This window comes from Arthrobacter sp. fls2-241-R2A-200 (genome assembly GCF_030209745.1).
Classification (GTDB): domain Bacteria; phylum Actinomycetota; class Actinomycetes; order Actinomycetales; family Micrococcaceae; genus Arthrobacter.
This window is the reverse complement of the sequence record NZ_JARVRJ010000017.1, coordinates 20,003-38,198: the sequence shown is the minus strand read 5'-3', so window position 1 is coordinate 38,198 and position 18,196 is coordinate 20,003. Positions and strand designations below refer to the sequence as shown.

General features: G+C 63.8%; 17 protein-coding genes. 5 read left to right on the top strand and 12 right to left on the bottom strand.

The window, feature by feature from the left end; all coding sequences use genetic code 11:
- Positions 1 to 14 precede the first annotated feature (14 nt).
- Positions 15 to 2,357: a DEAD/DEAH box helicase gene (locus QRN42_RS15940; RefSeq protein ID WP_284980117.1), complete on the top strand. Its 2,343-nt coding sequence runs from the start codon at positions 15 to 17 to the stop codon at positions 2,355 to 2,357.
- A gap of 17 nt (positions 2,358 to 2,374) precedes the next feature.
- Here QRN42_RS15940 and QRN42_RS15935 read toward each other — a convergent pair whose 3' ends face one another.
- From QRN42_RS15935 to ssd, 7 genes are all read right to left on the bottom strand, one after another.
- Positions 2,375 to 2,749, bottom strand: coding sequence for an Rv3654c family TadE-like protein (locus QRN42_RS15935; RefSeq protein WP_284980116.1), 375 nt, complete (start codon positions 2,747 to 2,749; stop codon positions 2,375 to 2,377).
- A complete protein-coding gene (locus tag QRN42_RS15930) occupies positions 2,746 to 3,183 on the bottom strand; it encodes a TadE family protein (protein ID WP_284980115.1) in 438 nt (145 codons plus the stop codon). The genes QRN42_RS15935 and QRN42_RS15930 overlap by 4 nt, the downstream gene beginning before the upstream one ends.
- On the bottom strand, positions 3,180 to 3,494 hold the full coding sequence (locus QRN42_RS15925) for a DUF4244 domain-containing protein (protein ID WP_284980114.1): 315 nt from the start codon (positions 3,492 to 3,494) through the stop codon (positions 3,180 to 3,182). Before QRN42_RS15925 ends, QRN42_RS15930 begins: the two co-directional genes overlap by 4 nt.
- A 183-nt stretch (positions 3,495 to 3,677) precedes the next feature.
- Positions 3,678 to 4,304 (bottom strand): type II secretion system F family protein, encoded by a 627-nt coding sequence (locus QRN42_RS15920; protein WP_502869523.1) that lies wholly within the window; start codon positions 4,302 to 4,304, stop codon positions 3,678 to 3,680.
- Entirely contained in the window at positions 4,304 to 5,092 is a 789-nt protein-coding gene (locus QRN42_RS15915) for a hypothetical protein (RefSeq protein WP_284980112.1), read from the bottom strand. Before QRN42_RS15915 ends, QRN42_RS15920 begins: the two co-directional genes overlap by 1 nt.
- A complete protein-coding gene (locus tag QRN42_RS15910; protein ID WP_284980304.1) occupies positions 5,089 to 6,333 on the bottom strand; it encodes a TadA family conjugal transfer-associated ATPase in 1,245 nt (414 codons plus the stop codon). Before QRN42_RS15910 ends, QRN42_RS15915 begins: the two co-directional genes overlap by 4 nt.
- A gap of 74 nt (positions 6,334 to 6,407) precedes the next feature.
- Positions 6,408 to 7,526 (bottom strand): septum site-determining protein Ssd, encoded by a 1,119-nt coding sequence (gene ssd, locus QRN42_RS15905; protein ID WP_284980111.1) that lies wholly within the window; start codon positions 7,524 to 7,526, stop codon positions 6,408 to 6,410.
- A 206-nt stretch (positions 7,527 to 7,732) separates the two neighbouring features.
- Between ssd and QRN42_RS15900 the strand changes: the two genes are divergently transcribed.
- The gene (locus QRN42_RS15900; RefSeq protein WP_284980303.1) at positions 7,733 to 9,421 is read left to right on the top strand and encodes a bifunctional 3'-5' exonuclease/DNA polymerase; all 1,689 of its coding nucleotides are present in this window, start codon (positions 7,733 to 7,735) and stop codon (positions 9,419 to 9,421) included.
- A gap of 8 nt (positions 9,422 to 9,429) precedes the next feature.
- Here QRN42_RS15900 and QRN42_RS15895 read toward each other — a convergent pair whose 3' ends face one another.
- Genes QRN42_RS15895 through QRN42_RS15885 form a run of 3 tightly spaced genes read right to left on the bottom strand, consistent with a single transcriptional unit; the run spans position 9,430 to position 12,091 of the window.
- On the bottom strand, positions 9,430 to 10,107 hold the full coding sequence (locus tag QRN42_RS15895; RefSeq protein WP_284980110.1) for an NUDIX hydrolase: 678 nt from the start codon (positions 10,105 to 10,107) through the stop codon (positions 9,430 to 9,432).
- Positions 10,104 to 10,898, bottom strand: coding sequence for an endonuclease III (nth, locus tag QRN42_RS15890; RefSeq protein WP_284980109.1), 795 nt, complete (start codon positions 10,896 to 10,898; stop codon positions 10,104 to 10,106). Before nth ends, QRN42_RS15895 begins: the two co-directional genes overlap by 4 nt.
- 11 nt (positions 10,899 to 10,909) lie before the next feature.
- Positions 10,910 to 12,091, bottom strand: coding sequence for a hypothetical protein (locus QRN42_RS15885; protein ID WP_284980108.1), 1,182 nt, complete (start codon positions 12,089 to 12,091; stop codon positions 10,910 to 10,912).
- 387 nt (positions 12,092 to 12,478) lie between these two features.
- On the opposite strand from QRN42_RS15885, the gene acs reads away from it, so the two are divergent.
- Positions 12,479 to 14,533, top strand: a complete 2,055-nt coding sequence (gene acs, locus QRN42_RS15880) for an acetate--CoA ligase (RefSeq protein ID WP_284980107.1) — start codon at positions 12,479 to 12,481, stop codon at positions 14,531 to 14,533.
- 141 nt (positions 14,534 to 14,674) lie between these two features.
- The gene (locus tag QRN42_RS15875; protein WP_284980302.1) at positions 14,675 to 15,502 is read left to right on the top strand and encodes a DeoR/GlpR family DNA-binding transcription regulator; all 828 of its coding nucleotides are present in this window, start codon (positions 14,675 to 14,677) and stop codon (positions 15,500 to 15,502) included.
- On the opposite strand, the gene aroQ is transcribed toward QRN42_RS15875, so the two are convergent.
- Positions 15,481 to 15,945 (bottom strand): type II 3-dehydroquinate dehydratase, encoded by a 465-nt coding sequence (gene aroQ, locus QRN42_RS15870; RefSeq protein ID WP_284980106.1) that lies wholly within the window; start codon positions 15,943 to 15,945, stop codon positions 15,481 to 15,483. The two genes, QRN42_RS15875 and aroQ, sit on opposite strands and share 22 nt — an antisense overlap.
- Before the next feature lie 48 nt (positions 15,946 to 15,993).
- Positions 15,994 to 17,178 (bottom strand): MarP family serine protease, encoded by a 1,185-nt coding sequence (locus tag QRN42_RS15865; protein ID WP_284975579.1) that lies wholly within the window; start codon positions 17,176 to 17,178, stop codon positions 15,994 to 15,996.
- A 269-nt stretch (positions 17,179 to 17,447) separates the two neighbouring features.
- On the opposite strand from QRN42_RS15865, the gene QRN42_RS15860 reads away from it, so the two are divergent.
- Positions 17,448 to 18,125: a Crp/Fnr family transcriptional regulator gene (locus QRN42_RS15860; RefSeq protein WP_011775987.1), complete on the top strand. Its 678-nt coding sequence runs from the start codon at positions 17,448 to 17,450 to the stop codon at positions 18,123 to 18,125.
- The last annotated feature ends 71 nt before the right edge of the window (positions 18,126 to 18,196 follow it).

Here is an 18,196-nt window from a genome sequence, read left to right as displayed (position 1 = left end):
GACAGAATGATTCGGTGGCTGCACCTCATTCCCTGATCTCCTTGCTGGGCCGGACCCCGGACCCCGAACAGTTGCGCCATGTCCACACCATTCCGGCCAGGAAGGCCGTGAACGAACCTTGGCCGGGTTGGGTCCACCCCGACGTCGTGGGTTCCTACCAGTCCTTGGGCATCCATGAGCCCTACCGGCACCAGATCCAAGCAGCCGAACTCGCCCATTCCGGTCAACACGTAGTTATCGCCACCGGTACGGCTTCCGGAAAGTCCCTCGCGTACCAACTGCCGGCGCTGGACGCGATACACCGGTCCGAATTGCGCGTGCTCGCCGATCCGGGGAAGATCCACGACGACGGTGCTGTGACGCTGTACCTCTCCCCTACGAAAGCCTTGGCGGCGGACCAATTGGCCGCGATCCGCGCGTTGAAGTTGCCGACCGTTCGCGCAGAGACTTACGACGGCGACACGGACCCCGCGTCCCGGCGCTGGATTCGCGACCACGCCAATTTCATCCTGGCCAATCCCGACATGCTGCATTTTGGCATCCTTCCCAACCACACCTGGTGGGCACGGTTCTTCCGGCGACTCCGATACGTGATCGTGGACGAGGCACACAGCTACCGAGGAGTTTTCGGCTCCCACGTAGCCAACTTGATGAGGCGGCTCCGCCGGATTTGTGCGTACTACGGGGCTGACTCGTCCTTCCCTGAGCCCGTATTCATCGCAGCCTCGGCTACGGCCTCCGAGCCCGGTGTTTCCTTCGGCCGCTTGATCGGCGCACCAGTCCGGGAAGTATCGGAGGACTGCTCGCCGCACGGGTCCACCACCGTAGCTTTCTGGGAGCCCGCGCTTACGGAGGTCAAAGGCGAGAATGACGCCAAGCAACGCAGGACGGCAGTGGCAGAAACCGCAGACATCCTTGCCAACCTCGTTTCCTCCCGGGTGAGGACCATTGCGTTCATCAAGTCCAGGCGTGGTGCAGAATCGATAGCGTCCATCACCAAGAGATTGTTGGACGAGGTGGATCCGAGCCTGCCCGGCCGGGTGGCCGCTTACCGTTCCGGCTACCTCCCCGAAGAGCGGCGCGCGTTGGAACAGGCTTTGAGGTCCGGGGAGCTTTTGGGAGTGTCCAGTACCTCGGCCTTGGAACTCGGAATCGACATCTCGGGACTTGATGCCGTCTTGATTGCCGGTTGGCCGGGCACGCGGGCCTCGTTGTTCCAACAGATCGGACGCGCGGGCCGGGCAGGACAAGATGCCATCGCTGCTTTTGTTGCCAGCGACGATCCCTTGGATACGTACTTGGTAAACCATCCCGAGGCCGTGTTTGACGTCTCGGTGGAGGCCACGGTTTTCGATCCTGGGAATCCTTATGTCTTGGGGCCGCACCTGTGTGCAGCCGCGGCCGAGCTGCCCATCGGTCACGCAGAGCTCAGCCTCTTCGGTCCGTCGGCGGAGGGTCTCCTTGATCGCCTCGTGGACCAGGGGTATTTGCGGAAGCGCCCGGCTGGATGGTTTTGGACCCACCCGGAGAGCGCCGCCGGCATGGTGAACCTCAGGGCCGACGGCGGCGGACCCGTAAGCATCGTGGATGCGGAAACGGGTTCTTTGTTGGGGACGATGGATTCGCCGCAAACCCACTACCAGGCCCACACCGGGGCCATCTACGTCCACCAGGGCGAGAGCTACCTTGTAGAGGAACTCAACGAGGCTGACCACTGTGTCATGGTCAGGCGCGTGAACCCCGACTTCTACACGACGGCACGGGACGTGACCCAGATAGAGGTCCTCGAAACATCCCGATCGGCACAGTGGGGCGACATCACGGTGCATTTCGGTGATGTGAAAGTGACGACGCAAGTGGTTTCCTTTCAACGTAAAGCCCTCATTTCCAATGAGATCCTGGGTGAAGAGCCCTTGGATCTTGGCGCCCGTGACCTTTTCACGAAAGCGGTCTGGTTCGTGGTGGAGAACCGTTCCCTGCACGCTGCAGGCCTTGTGGAGGCACAGTTCCCCGGGGCGCTGCACGCTGCCGAGCACGCCGCAATCGGGCTTCTGCCCCTGGTGGCGTCCAGTGACCGCTGGGACATTGGTGGTGTTTCCACGGCTTTGCATGCCGACACGGGAGTGCCGACGATCTTTGTCTACGACGGCCACCCCGGTGGGGCCGGGTTTGCCGAGCGCGGCTTCGAAAAGGCGAAGACATGGCTAACCGCTACCAAAGACGCGATTAAAGCCTGCGAGTGTGAAGCCGGCTGCCCGTCCTGCGTCCAATCCCCCAAGTGCGGAAACAAGAATAATCCGCTGGACAAGGCAGCCGCCATCACCCTCCTGGATGTCCTGCTCCGGGATGCCAGCTGATCGGAGGCCGTGTAGGTCTAGGGCGGAGGTCCTGCGCGTGCGCGTCCAGTTGCCGGACCCCACAGGAACGATGGCTGGGCGAGTTCTGTCACCACGTCCACCACCTCCTTCCCCGCCACTGAGCACGATGAGAGCTTTGCGCCTTCGTGCTCAGCGACATCCGCGGCGACACTACACGGTTCCCCCGGTGCGAGCCCGCGGGCAGCATCGGCCGCCGCTAGTGCCGCGAGGTCGGCAGCAGACTCCGCCCGGGCTGTCATCACCCCTGCTTGGGCAAGCATCAACAACCCGGCTGTCAGCACCAACACCACCATCCCCAGGACCAAGGCCAGCACAGTTCCCGAGCCACGATCGCCGTGGTCCTGGGCCGCCCCGGCTCTCCGACATGTCATGGGATGGCTGACTCTGCCTTGGCCGAAGCTGCGGCAGTCAAGGTCCACGGGATGATTGGCCCCAATGCACCTCCCACCCGCGCCGAGGCCCTGACCGTCACCCAGCCGGCGTCGTTGGCCACCGCTAAATTCGCACTTTCGCCCGCAAGACGACGAACGGTACCTTCTACTGCCGTGGAGCTGTCACCGCGGGCGGAAGCCCGCGCTCCTGCCCTCACGGCTTCCTCCAGCCGCAGTTGCGTAATGCCCGCAGCTCCACCTGCCAAAAGGAAGGACAACAGCAACACCACCGCGGGCAACGCGACCGCAAACTCCGCTGTGACCGCGCCGAGCTCCTTGGCCGAAATGAGCTGTTGTGCCGGGACCGGCGTCCGGACCGGGCACAACCGTGGCGTCACACCGTCCCCGCTGCTTGCGGCTACCACTGGAATCATGGCAAAGAAAGTGCGGTGCGAACCAGGTTCAGCAGGAAACCACGAACTTCCTCGCTCCGAAGGATGACCACCAAGAGGCCCGCAAATCCAACTGCCGCGAGGGTGGCGATGGCATATTCCGCCGTGGCCATGCCCGCTTCGCCGCACAACAGGTGGCCCCGACGTGGGGCACTCCACGGAGCGAGTACCCTACGAACGGCTGTCAGCTTAGGGATTCTCCGGTGGCCTCCGCCCGCAGCGTGACGCCGGCCGCTGATCCGGCCGAAGAGAATCCTCGATGTGGCGAATAGGATCTTTGCCGGGATTTTCATGGGTTTCCTTTCGTGGTTCTTTCAGTGGTTAGCTCAGGCTTTGTTTTCACGAACTGACTCTCAGTGGCTCGCAGGCTCAACTCTTCCGTTGCTGGCTCCTCGTTCACAGGGCCGGATTTTCGCAAGTGGATAACTGCTGAGATTCGTCGGATGTGGAGGGAAGGTAAGAGCGCCTTACTCCGCTCAAGCCGGGGGCAGCATGGCAATCAAGACCGGAACGATGCCCAGGCAGATAAAGGCAGGCAAGGAGCACAAGCCCAAAGGAACCACTAGCTTCACACCTAGCGCCGCAGCCCGTTTCTCGGCAGCCCGAAACTGCTCACGGCGTTCCCTTGCCGCTTGCGCATACAGGAGTGAGGCGGAAGGTGCCCCTGTCAGCGCCGCAAAAGCCAGGGCATCTTTCAGGCGGGAAACTTCAGGCGTTGGCTGTGTGGGCGTTCGCCAAGCTGTCTCCCAGTCGGCTCCGATGGCGAGGGCTGCTACAACGGGACGTAGCGATCGGCTGACAGGGGGCGAAGCGCACCTGGCCACCAGTTCCAGTGCCCGGCCGATACCCGCGCCGGCGTCGAGCATCGACGCCACAAGTTCCAGCATCATCGCAACATCACTAAGGCCGTCCAAGTCACTAAGGCCGTCGAGGGAAACGTCCAACTCGAGAAGGGCTGCGGAACTGCCCAAACCGGGCGTGCCTTGCCGGGCGGACGGACCACCGGAGCGGGCAATCAACTGCCTTCGAACATGCGACGGCGATGCGAACCACAGGAACGCGGCAACTGCCAAGAGCGCCACCATTGCCGCGGGCAGAAGCATCATGCCGACCCTTGGGCTGCTGATGACACCAACCGCGTGGACCACACCCGGCCGGCCACAGTCAGCACAAGCCCTGCTGCAAGCGTGGCTGCTCCGAAGATGTTGCCGAGCAGGATTCCCAGAGGGTCCACTCCCAAGGCCATCCCCAGCACCAGCCCCACGACCGGTAGCCATGAGAGCAAGCGCACCGTGGCCTTGGGGCCTGCGAGCGCCGTTTGGCGGGCTGCTTCGGAATCTTCTTCGGCTTCAAGCTGGGCGGCAAACCGTGTCAGTAGGCCGGCGAGTGGGCAACCACTTGTTTCGGCGATATCGAGGCAGGCTACAAGCTCCATCCAAACTCTTCGTTCAAGGCTTCTTCTCCGGGGGTAACCCTTGGCTGCAGCCGCGCGGATCGCTTGGGCCGGAGAGCTTCCCACAGTTGCCGCTGCCCTTGCCGCGGCAAGTACTTTCAATGCTGTCGGGGACAACGCGGCCCTGCTGCAATCCATCTGGTGGTAGTCCTCTTCCGGAGAGGAAGCGTGGACCACCCATAGTTCCTCCCAAAGCCTCGACGATCCACGCCCACCCCGCAGCAAGGCGGCTAATTGTTGGACCAAAACCACCAGAGACAGGGGCTGCGGCGCGCCTGCCGAGAAACGGAGTCGTCGCACCATCCGGATGAAACCTGCCGCTCGTCCACGTTGTGGGAAGTCGACTCCGCGGCTGGCGCTGATATGCCGGAGGTCGATCCGGGGACGGCGGAGCTGCAGCCATGCGGTGAGCGCTACCAGAAGGATTGTTGCTGTCACCGCGCCGCGCCGTCGCCATGGGCCGGGTGCGTTCCACGAGGGGCTCCTTGGGGGAGGTGGAAATCATCGTTAGGCTTATCCAAGGAAAGCCTGGCCGCGAGAACCTCCCACGCCGCTTCGCGAGTGAATCCGTGGGAGCCCCACCGTAGTGCCGCGACCACCGTTTGTTCGCCAGCGGAATCCACGAGAACACCGATCGACGTGATTTTCCGTCCGGACTGTGTCCGATCCACATGGATGACGACCTCCAAGGCACTGGCCACTTGTAGCCGTACTGCTTCAGCATTGAGGCCAGCAAGTGCTCCGAGGGCCACCAGCCGCGCCGGGACCGCTTCAGCAGTGTTGGCATGGATAGTCCCGCCACCACCGGTGTGTCCGGTGTTCAGTGCCGTCAGCAATTCCCGAACTTCCGCGCCTCGACATTCGCCGACTATCAGCCTGTCCGGGCGCATGCGCAAGGCCTGACGGACCAGGTCTCCGAGGTCCAGGGCGCCTCCGCCCTCGAGGTTCCCGTGGCGGGACTCAAGCGTCACCACGTGCGGATGGACGGGGTTAAGTTCTGCGGCATCTTCGATCAGCACGAGCCGCTCGGCCGGGTGGCTCAACCCCAGCATCGTCGATAGCAAGGTGGTCTTTCCGGAGCCGGTTGCACCCGAAATCAGGAAGCTGAGCCTACGGTCAACGATCGCTCGAAGCACAGTTTCAACTTCCTCCGTGAACATGCCCAGCTCCCGCAATTCGGCCAAAGTGAAGACTTCCTCCCGCCGGATTCGGACGGAGAGCAGAGTCCCTGCCGTGGAAATGGGTGGGAGGACGGCATGGACCCGGTATCCGCCCGCGAGCCGTACGTCCACGCAAGGGGAGCCATCGTCCAAGCGACGTCCACCTGCGGCGACCAGGCGGGCAGCAAGAGCCCTGACCTGGTGTTCGTTGTCGAAGCGGATGGATGCCCGTTCCAAGCCATGGCCACGATCCAGCCACACAGAGTCCGGCCCATTCACGAAGATGTCCGTGACCGACCGATCTTGGGCGACCTGCTGCAAGGGTCCCAAGCCGTTCAACTCGGCGTTGATGGACTCCGCAGCTTCCAAGGCACCAGCCGTTCCCAGCAATCTGCCGCTGGCTTGGACCGCGGCGGCGACCACTGATGGCGTCACAGGTCCAGCGCCAGCGAGGATCGACTCCCGCACGGTCTCAAGTAGGCCTGCATCAATCCGGAGGCCCGGTAGGCGACGATCCACTCTCCCCGCGCCCCGACGCCAGTCACTCGGTTCAAGGAGTGCCCGGCCCGCGCGGCGCGGGTTCACTGTGGGACTCACTGCCTTGTACCCTTCAATTCAAGTACGTCCTGAACAAAGCGATTCACCTGTTTACGCCGGCCCAACTCCAAGAGGCGTCCCAACTCTGTTCCGGCCGCGACGCCCCGCACCTCGGGCAGGAGCCCCGACAGCGGTAGCCCCAGGGATTCCGCTATCAGCGGGGCGTCCACGGCCGAAGTGCCAGAGCCACGGACAATCAGCCCGGTATCGACCGGCGGAAGATCGCTCAGGAGGCGAGCCGTGGCAACTGCGGATTTGAGCTGGGGTGTGGACAGAATCAGCATCCTGTCGCATTCCCACGCGAGCGCCATCAGCCCCTCTCCGCTGCGTCCTACATCCACGAGGATCAGTTCGAAACTTCTCCTGGCAGCATCAAGGACGGCGGCCACAGCGCTGGCATCAGCGGTGGTAACGGCTTCGCGCTTTCCCGGCCATGACAGGTAGGCGAATCCTCCGGAGACCGGCAGCGAATCCCGGAACTGGGTGGGATCGAGGCTCCCCCGCGTTTCAAAGAAGTCCGGCCACCGGAGTCCGGGAACGTCCTCCGTGGTGATTGCCAGCTCAATACCTCCGCCCCAAGGGTCCCCGTCGATCAGCAACGTGCTGATTCCTTCTCCAGCGGCACCCTGGGCCAGCCAGATTGCAGCCGTGGTTGCTCCTACCCCGCCGCTACCGCCAATAAGTCCGAGGACCTCCCCTCCGGGTTCGGGGGCGCCAGACATGCTGAGGTGTTCGGCCAACCACGCTGCAGCTTCGGGGAGAACAGCTACTCTCTCAGCCCCCAAGGCGGTGGCCAGCCGCCAAAGCCCGTCCCCCTCCGAAGCCCTGCCAATCAGCGCGGCCGGGGCCCTGCGTCGTGGGGGAATCTCGCGGATGTCGCTGCCCACCAAGACGACATCAGCGTTATCCCATTCGCGCATGGCAGCTGCCACGTCGGGTGCTGTTCGCAGGCTCCCACCAGCGGCCGCCACAACACGTTCAACCTCTCCCCGCAGATACGGGTCAGCAGTGACCAGGAGTATCTCCGCGTTGCCAGGCGGTGGCCATGACCCGGCCGTGTCCTCTATTGCGGGGTGGTTGCCGGATGAGAAGTGCCGAAGTTCTCGCCTGCTCATGCAGCTACTCTGTCCAAGCCCACGGATGTTGGTAAATGCCGGCCGGCGCTATGTGCATAAACAGCGTGTCCGGGCTCTTGTTGAGGGAAGGTGGTCCGTCCCCCACCGGGGCACCGCCGGGTGAGCTAGCGGGTGGTCCCCGCTGGCTCGCCCTGCTGCCTGGTCTCGGGCCAAAAAACCCCCATCAACAAGGCAGAATGGAACGCATGTATCTGCTGCTCGCTCCCCACCCTGAAGGGGCAGCCATACAAAGGATCTCCCCCGCCGGGACAGCCACGAATGACGCTCGCGTGGTCACGCTGGGTGAGTTGGCCGGCGTCGTACGTGAATACGAGAACCAACGTCCGCGCTGGGTCTGGCACCGCGCGCAGGACTGGTACCCCGGGCTTGTGGCCGAGGGCGTTGAGCTCGAGCGTTGCCACGACCTGACCCTCTGCGGAGCCATCCTGGCGAACTCGGAATTCACTGCCCATACCGACTATCCACGCCAGGCCGCGCATGCGAGGTTCGACGAGGATATTGTTCCCGCACGGGCCTTGCAACCACCTGCCGTCCCGTCAGAGCAGGGAGCCCTCTTCGAGGAAATCGCCCCTTCCCGCCCAACCCTCGGATTGGCGGAACTGAGGGAAGAGTTCGCGGCCCAGCAGCGGGCGGTGGCACAGGTGACAAACGAGGGCCAACGCCGTCAACGCCTGCAGCTATTGCTCGCAGCAGAATCGGCGGGCGGCATGATCGCCGTCGAAATGCAGCACACCGGTGTCCCGTGGCATGAGGACGCGCACCGGCAGATACTTGCGGACGTCCTCGGGCAGCGTCCGCATCCCGGCCACAGGCCACCCGCCTTGGAAGAGCTGTGCAGGGAGTTACGGATCATCCTGAACTCCCCGGCGCTGAACCCGGACTCGCCCCAAGAGCTCATGCGGGCGCTGCATCGGAACGGCATCGAGGTTAAGAGCACCCGGAAATGGGAGCTCCAGGAATCGAACCATCCTGCCATCGCCCCGCTGCTGGCCTACAAGAAGCTCTCCCGCCTGCACACAGCAAACGGGTGGGCGTGGTTGGACGCATGGGTGCACAACGGCCGCTTCCACCCCGAGTACGTGGTGGGCGGCGTCGTCTCTGGCCGCTGGGCCTCCCGCGGCGGCGGGGCCCTCCAGATTCCTCGCAACATCAGGTCGGCGGTGCGGGCCGATCCGGGCCATAAGCTCATCGTTGCCGATGCCTCGCAGCTCGAACCGCGCGTGCTGGTGGCTTTGGCCCAAGACACCAAAATGGCCGAAGCTGCCCGGGACAAGGATCTCTATGCCGGCATCGCCGCCCAAGGTTTTGGTGGCGACCGGGCGAAGGCAAAGGTGGCACTCCTCGGTGCCATCTACGGCGCCACAACCGGCGAATCCGGCAGGCTCATGCCACAGCTGACGCGCACTTATCCCCGGGCCGTGGGTTTCGTCGAGCAGGCGGCGCGGGAGGGCGAAGCTGGGCGGACTGTCACCACGCGCCTCGGGCGGAGCAGCCCGGCACCGTCGAACGGTTGGTTCCTCAGCCAGCAATCCACCACAGCGGAAGAGCAACGGCGCGCGGACAACCTCGCGCGGTCCCGCGGAAGATTCACCCGAAACTTCGTCGTCCAAGGCTCGGCCGCCGAATGGGCAGCGTGCTGGTTGGCAGAATTACGACGGCGGCTGCGCGCCCTGCGTGCGGACGGCCGCCATGCAGAGCTCGTCTTCTTCCTGCACGACGAAGTAATGGTGCACGCCAGGGAGGACACGGTGGATGCGTGCATCAGTGCGATCGAGGAGGCCGCCGTCGCAGCCAAGGAACTCATGTTTGGCCCAATTCCGGTCGAGTTTCCGGTGAGCGTCGCCGTCGTCGACTCTTATGACAAGGCCAAGTAGCCTCCCCGCTACAGGGAGATCTCGTGCGTTCGGTCCTTATCCCACGGAACGGTCCATCCAAGTTCCTCGAACAGTCCGCTGAGCACCATCCCAGTGAAGCCCCACACCAGGAGGCCATTGATGGTGAATGCCGGGCTGCTGAAAGTCCGCCCGAACCGCGAAATGGTTGCTGTGACCCTGTTGGCAGGATCGAGCAGGTCCCGCACGGGCACGCGGAACACCTGGGCGGATTCGGCGTAATCCACAACACGGACGGGTGAGGGCGAGTCCCACCACGCCAACACCGGAGTGACCCGGAAATTGCTGCGGATGAGCCCCAGTTCAGGGATCACACCCAACACCCTCACGCCACTGGCATCGAGGCCGGTCTCCTCGACCGCTTCACGAAGGGCGGCGTGGACCACCGATTCATCGCCCGGATCCACGCTCCCTCCCGGAAACGCCACCTGGCCGGGATGCTCACCCAAGGTATGGGCACGCTCCAGCAAAAGTACGTCAAGATCCGTGGGCGCAATCGCTCGGCGCGGATCAGCTGCAGCGCCGTCCAGCATGCCGAAAAGCATCAAGACCGCGGCGGGCCGGGTGGTTTCCGGGCTGACTGCCAGTTGCGCCCAATGGGAGGAGACATGGTCCTCGCCCAGCTCGAAGCGCGTCACGAGTCCGGCCAGGTCCTCAAGGGCGCTCACTCGGGCCTCCTTTGTGATTCCATCCGAATATCCGCCGCACGATGGGTTTCCGCCAAAAACTTCTCAAGCAATGCCTCGTTGCCGGGGGCGAGCTCGTACTTCAGGAGCTTGGCTGCCTTCACGGGATCCGTTTCACCGTCCCCGTAGCTGGGACAGAGGCTTGCTACCGGGCAGGCCCCGCACGCTGGTTTCCGGGCGTGGCAGACCCTGCGCCCATGGAACACCACGCGGTGGGAAAGCATGGTCCAGTCCCTGGCCTCGAAGAGCTCGGCGACGTCGAATTCGATCTTCACGGGATCATCGGATTCGGTCCAACCGAATCGACGGGCCAAACGGCCAAAGTGGGTATCCACCGTAATTCCCGGCACGCCGAACGCGTTACCCAGCACTACATTGGCGGTTTTGCGCCCGACGCCGGGAAGCGTCACCAGATCTTCCAGACGACCCGGGACCTCGCCGTCGTACTCATCAACCAAACGGTTGCTCAGTGCCAGAACGTTGCGGGCCTTCGCGCGGAAGAAACCCGTGGGCTGGAGGATTGCCTCCAACTCCGCCGTGTCTGCCTCAGCCAAGGTACGCGCATCGGGGTAGCGGGCGAACAGGATTTTTGTGACCTGGTTGACCAACACGTCCGTGGTCTGCGCCGAGAGGACAGTGGCTACAACCAGCTCAAACGGATTCCTGAAATCCAGCTCCGCATGCGCGTACGGGTACTTGTCCGCAAGAATCCTGTTGATCTTGCGGGCCCGGCGCTTGAGGGCGAGCATCGAACCAGCTTGGGCAGCGGCCATGGCGTCCCTGCTTAACCGCGCTCGATGTTGCTGAGTTCGCGAAGAACCCCAACCTTGCCGTCGGTGTCCTGGACCAGGAATTCATGGCCGCGGTCTTCCAAGGCGAGCACCCAACCTCCTGGGTCGATAGTGAATGCGGGCGCACCGGAACGCTCATCGTAGGCCGTGCGTGGTTGGGCAACAGCGAACCAAAACGCCTCGTAGGCCGCCGGAGCGGACTCGTCCGGGCGGTTGGCGGGATCAACGGTGGCGCCGATGGAATCCGCCACGGCGGCGGTGCTGCCCGACACGATGGGAGTCGCCATGGTGGCCGCCCAAGGACGCTCACCGGGCGCCTGGGGAACTGTTGGTTGCGGAACCACCGGTTGTGGAACTACAGGCTGCGGCACCACGGGCTGCGGCGGTGCAGCTTGACCTGAACCGGACGCTTTGGCGGCTGGCGACGCCCCTGAAGTAACGCTGGGAGCGGGCGACGTCGGGCTGGCTCCGCCTCCTGCCGTTCCTGAAACAACGGCCGCCGCAGGCGCCGATGACGCAGGCGCCGATGACACAGGCGCGGAGGGTGAAACAACGGTAGCAGCGGGCGCGGCGGCCGGTTTCGGTGTCTTTGGTGCTTTCGGCGGACGCGGCGATACCGGCTTTCGGCTCGGTGTGGCGGCTTCACGTGCCACGAGGTGCGCAGGCACTTCCACACGGCCCTTGAAATCGGTGGAAAGCAAGGGCAGGTGGGGAGCCAGCACCGTAGCGACAAGCAAGCCGACAGAACCCACCAGGCCCACCAGGACCCCGGTGTTATAGGAATTGGCGATAGTCAGGAAAAACAACGGAACCGCGAAAGACGCCGTGACCGAGGCAAATTGATCGATCGAGAGCGAACCGATCCGCAGGTGCACATTGGGTCGCAGCCGGCGTGCCACAAAGAGGGCCACCACCACCAACGGCAGGATGATTCCCAACAGCAAGAAGAAGAGGTTGCCCACGTTCCAGAGGTTGTAGACACCAGCGAACATAGGCAGCAAGGACGCGACAAACATCAGGAGTGCGGAACCAAAAACCGTCACGTCGCGGACGGTGAAGGGGCCCACAACGGCGTCGTACTTCTGTCCACTACCGGCCGTGGAATGGGGCGTGCCAGCCGTGGTGTCCGGTCCCGTCGGCTGTGAGTCGTTCGGGTCAGGGCTCAGCTGGGTCATGTATTTCTCCTTCGTACGGCGACGCCTTGGACAGTCAGGTCCAGTAATCCCGCCGAATTGCGCGGGCGGACAGGACACTCCTCTGATGAGTCCCAAGACCACTTCAGCCTATGCCACCCCTCAGACACTGTTCCAGCGCAAACCCCTCCGATGGCCTCGCCCACAGCAAACTCCAAGCTGGCGCACAGACCGGCTTCGCGGAAGGACACTGCGACTCCGCCCGCCTTTGTGACGACGCACACGTGCGATGTCCCCCAAAGCGATAGTGTTGATGACGGACAGAGCACTACGGAACGTCCTCTGACCGCACGACGCCGGACGCCGGCCCGGGTGCGGGCGCAGGGCAGCGTCCGTGGCAGCAAAGATCGATGAATGATGAGGTTCACCATGTCTCAGGACACCACCGGATCCACGGCCACCGCTGCAGCTTCCACCGCTCAAGGCCAAGCCCCCCACGTCGATGCCTTCGAAAACCTCCTCCACGAAAACCGCCACTTCGCGCCATCGGCTGAGTTCGCAGCGAATGCGGTGGTCTCGGCCGGGATTTACGCAGAAGCAGACGCCGACCGTCCCGCGTTTTGGGCCAAGCAGGCCCGCGAGCTGCTGAGCTGGGACAAGGACTTCACTGAAACCCTGGATTGGTCCAACCCGCCCTTTGCCAAGTGGTTCGTCGGTGGTGAGGTTAACGCGGCCTACAACGCGCTGGACCGTCACGTCGAGAACGGCCTCGGTGACCGGGTAGCGATCTACTTTGAGGGCGAACCCGGCGATACCCGCACGTACACATACGCGCAGCTCACCGAAGAAGTAAAGAAGGCCGCCAACGCCTTCGAAACCCTCGGAGTCGCAAAGGGCGACCGCGTGGCCGTGTACCTGCCGATGATTCCCGAAGCAGTCATCACCCTGCTTGCCTGCGCCAGGATCGGCGCTGTGCACTCAGTGGTGTTCGGCGGTTTCTCCGCGGACGCACTGCGTTCCCGCATCGAGGACGCCGAAGCCAAACTCGTAGTCACCGCGGACGGCACATACCGCCGCGGCAAGCCCAGCGCCCTGAAGCCGGCCGTGGACGAGGCGTTGTCCTCCATGGAAAGCACCGGCGAACACTCTGTGAACCACGTCGTGGTGGTCAAGCGCAACGGCGAGGACGTCAACTGGGTGGAAGGCCGGGACCTGTGGTGGGACGACACTGTGGGCAACGCATCAAGCGAGCACACCGCCGTCGGGCACGATTCCGAGCACCCGCTCTTCATCCTCTACACCTCCGGCACCACCGGCAAGCCCAAGGGCATCCTGCACACCACCGGCGGCTACCTCACCCAGACCGCATTCACCCACAAGGCGGTGTTCGACCTCCACCCGGAAACGGACGTGTACTGGTGCACGGCCGACGTCGGCTGGGTCACCGGGCATTCCTACGTCACCTACGCACCGCTCATCAACGGCGCCACCCAAGTCATGTACGAGGGAACCCCGGACTCCCCGCACCAGGGCCGCTGGTGGGAAATCGTGGAGAAGTACAAGGTTTCCATCCTCTACACCGCCCCCACCGCGATCCGGACGTTCATGAAGTGGGGCCGGGAAATCCCCGCCAAGTACGATCTCTCTTCCATCCGCGTGCTGGGGTCCGTGGGCGAACCCATCAACCCTGAGGCGTGGATGTGGTACCGCGAGGTCATCGGCGGCAACGCCGGCAAGAACGGCGAACGCAAGGAAAACCCTGCCCCGATCGTGGACACCTGGTGGCAGACCGAAACGGGCGCACAAATGATCGCGCCGCTGCCCGGCATCACGGCCACCAAGCCCGGCTCCGCGCAGGTGCCGCTGCCCGGAATCGCCGTGGACGTGGTGGACGAAGCCGGCGAGTCGGTGGCCAACGGTGAAGGCGGCTACCTGGTGGTCCGCGAACCGTGGCCCTCCATGCTCCGCGGTATTTGGGGCGACCCCGAGCGCTTCAAGGACACCTACTGGTCCCGCTTCGAGGCCATGTACTTCGCAGGTGACGGGGCCAAGAAGGACGACGACGGCGACGTCTGGCTGCTGGGGCGGGTGGATGACGTCATGAACGTCTCCGGGCACCGCCTCTCCACCACCGAAATCGAATCCGCGCTGGTCTCGCACCCGTCCGTCGCTGAAGCAGCGGTGGTGGGCGCCGCCGACGACACCACCGGGCAGGCCATCGTCGCCTTCGTCATCCTCCGCGGTGACGCCGTGAACAACGGCGACGAAACCGTCCTGGAACTGCGCAACCACGTGGGCAAGGAAATCGGCCCGATCGCCAAGCCCAAGCAATTGCTGATCGTGCCCGAACTGCCTAAAACACGCTCCGGAAAGATCGTCCGACGCCTCCTCAAGGACATCGCAGAAGGCCGCGACACCGGCGACGCCACCACTTTGGCCGACCCCGGCATCATGGCCCAGATTGCCGAATCGCTCCGTAAGTAGCGTCCGGCGCTTTCCGCCAAGCCAAGAACGTTCGACGACGACGCCGCTCGCCACCCGTGGTGGGCGGCGTCGTCGTGCGTTCGGTCCTAGACTGATGCCAGAGTCAAGCAAGTGTCTGACGAACTGTCCAGAAAGGACCCGATGCTCCAAGCAGCCCGCCATTCGGCCATCATCGACGCCGTCCAACGCGAACGCGTGGTCCGGGTCTCGGACTTGGCGCTGATGCTGGGTGTCTCCGCCATGACGGTGCGCCGGGACATCGAGGCCTTGGAGGACTCCGGGCGTGTGGAGCGCATCCACGGTGGTGCCAAGCTGCCTGGCGATTCGAGCACCCACGAGCCCGGCTTCGAGCTCAAGTCGACTCAGCTGACCGAGGAAAAGCACGCGATCGCCGTTGAGGCCGCTCGGATAGTGCAGGAAGGCATGGCTATTGGCTTGGGCGCCGGCACCACCACATGGGCCCTGGCCAAGGAACTGGTCCACGGTCCACGCATCACGGTGGTAACCAACTCCGTGCGGATCGCCGATCTCTTCCACCACGGCGCGTCGTCGGGCGCTGGCCGTTTCGGATCCACGGTCATCCTGATCGGCGGTGAGCGAACGCCGTCGGATGCGTTGGTTGGACCTATTGCGACGTCCGCGTTGAAGCAGCTCCATTTGGACGCCTTATTCTTGGGGGTTCACGGCGTGGACACCCAGGCCGGTTTCACCACCCCGAACCTCTTGGAGGCTGAAACCGATCGCGCCTTCATGGCCTCCGCCCGGAGCACCATCGTCCTGGCCGACCACAGCAAGTGGGGCGTGACCGGCATTGCTTCGATCGCGCAGCTGGAGGAGGCAGACGAGCTCATCACGGATTCATTGCTTGGCGAGGACGCCCGGCGGGTGCTGGCTGAGAATGTTGCCAAGCTGACGATCGCGGGAAAGCCGTCGCCGCCAGACGGGCGTCAGGCCGTTTCCGCCAGGTAATCGATGGCGAGCTTATATCCCAGCACGCCTGCTCCGACGATGATCGCGCTGCAGACCCCCGACAAGTAGGAATGGTGGCGGAACTCTTCGCGCTGGTGCACGTTGGTGATGTGGACCTCGACGGCGGGCAACTGCACTGCCGCCAGCGCATCACGCAGCGCCACCGAGGTGTGGGTGAAGGCCCCGGCGTTGATCACGATTCCGACGGCGGTCCCCCGCGCCGCGTGGATGGCGTCCAGAAGGTCACCTTCATGGTTGGACTGAACGCAATCCACGGTGAACCCATGGGAAGCGGCGGCCGCCATGGCAAGCTGCTCGACGTCGGCCAAGGTGGAGGTGCCGTACTTCTCGGGCTCGCGGTTGCCGAGAAGGTTCAGGTTGGGTCCGTTGATCACGAGGATGGTACCGCGACCGGCTTCAGTGGCGGGGGTGGCTTCAGTCATGACTCCCAATCTATACGGTGCAGGAACTTACTTCCGGGTGCGGGGAATTTACTTCCGGGTGCACTGGCCGGCCGATACCGGGCTGCTGAGCCCGGCCGCCTTTTCCGCAACCGGTTCCAGGTCAGACATCGTCAGCGCGAAACCCAGGGCTGCGTTGGTCGTGGTCTTGGCAAAAACCAAACCTGCCACTTGGCCTTGGGCTGTCAGGAGGGGGCCACCCGAGTTACCCGGCTGGACATCGCCCGCCAGCTTGTAGACGGACTCCAACGACGGGTTGTTTCCGTAGATATCGGGGACCAGGACTGGTGAGATTCCTTGGACGGTGGCCGGTTTTGATTGAAACGGACCACCGTGCGGATAGCCGGCGAAGGCCGCGTTGCTGCCGTCCGGCAAGTCAGAACTCAGGGGCAGTGGAGATGAGGCCAGCCCGTTCACTGCAAGGACTGCGAGGTCGCGCTGCGGATCGAAATACACCACGCTGCCCGGCAACGCACCGCCGTCGGGAATCTCAACAACCGGCTGCGACACGCCCGCCACGACGTGCGCGTTGGTGACGACGCGCCCGGGGGAAACAACGAATCCGGATCCAGTCTGGTTCTGGCCGCATTCGAACGCCGTCCCCGTGATTTTGAGGACCGACTTTGCGGCCTGGTTCAGCGCGGGGGTGTCGGTGGATTCATTGGGCACTTGGACGGGAGCTGAGGGGCTGATGCCCTCAAAGAGCTGGGGTATGCCATCGCCGATGACCGTCGAGCGCAATTGCGCCATGGTGCTCTTGACCGGGGTGGGCGTCACCGAATCGATGTAGCGGATCACCCGCGATTCAGCCAGTTGCTGTGACACGAACGGAACACCCAGCGAACTGATGCTGAAAGCGAGCATGGACATCACCAACGCCGCAACCACCACGCTGACCACGCCACCGATCAACCGGTCCACCGTGTGCAGGGGCTTGATCCGCACGGCATGGCGGACTCTGCGGCCGATCATGGTGCCCAAGCCATGGCCCAAAGCGATCAGCACGACGGCGGCCCCCACCGTGGCGGCAAGCCTCCAGCCGCTGTCGGTCACCCAGCCGCTGACGAGCGGAACTGCGACGAAGGCCGCAATGGCACCCACCACGAAGCCTGCAATTCCGCCCAAGGTGACAACGAAGCCATTGCGCAGCCCGTAAATCAGGTAGGACAGCAGCATCAAGATCAGAGCCAAATCCAATATCGTCAAGCCAAACACCAATGCTCCTCTATGCCGCCTTGCGCCAATTGTAGTTGGGCACCCTGACAAGCAACCGCCAGGAAGGCTCGCCGACAGCCGGTGATTCGTAGCTCCCGCAGTTCAGCCTGCGGTGATTTCAGCTTGCTGTTTCAGCATGCTGATACGGTGTTGAACGCCCGGAACCCGCGCCGTTTCAGCGTTTCGCATGCCAACTACGTCACAGAAGCCCAAAAATTCTGAAACAATGGCTGGAGCGCCACGACCGAAACTTATACTCAGGAGACTTCATGGACATCGAGGTACTGCGCCGCGCACCCCTCTTCGCCACCCTTGACGACGACGCATTCCGCCTGCTGACGGACGAACTCACAGAGGTGGACCTTTCACGTGGAGCCTCGGTGTTCCGCGAAGGCGACCAGGGTGACCAGCTCTACTTCATCGTTTCCGGAAAGGTGAAGCTCGGCCGCACCTCCCCGGACGGCCGCGAATCCCTGCTTGCCATCCTCGGCCCGGGCGAGCTCTTCGGCGAGATGGCACTGTTCGACCCCAGCCCGCGCACTGCCACGGCTACCGCCGTTTCGGAAACCCGCCTGGCTGGCCTCAAGAATGAGAGCCTCAACGCTTTGCTCCGGACCCGTCCGGAGGTTTCCGCCCAGCTGCTGCAGGCCCTCGCCCGCCGTCTCCGCCGCACGAACGACTCGCTATCGGACCTCGTCTTCTCAGACGTTCCGGGCCGCGTTGCCAAGGCCCTCCTGGACTTGGCGGATCGCTTTGGCCGCCCGGCTACCGACGGCGTGCTGGTCGCCCATGAGCTGACCCAGGAAGAACTGGCCCAACTGGTGGGCGCTTCCCGCGAAACCGTCAACAAAGCCCTGGCCGAATTCGTCCAGCGCGGATGGCTCCGGCTGGAAGCCCGCGCCGTGGTCATCCTGGACATGCAGCGCCTCCGCCAGCGTTCGCGATAACCAAAGCTCAACAAAAAGAGCCGCCCCGTTCCCTGTAATCCAGGGAACGGGGCGGCTCTTTTTGTTGAGTG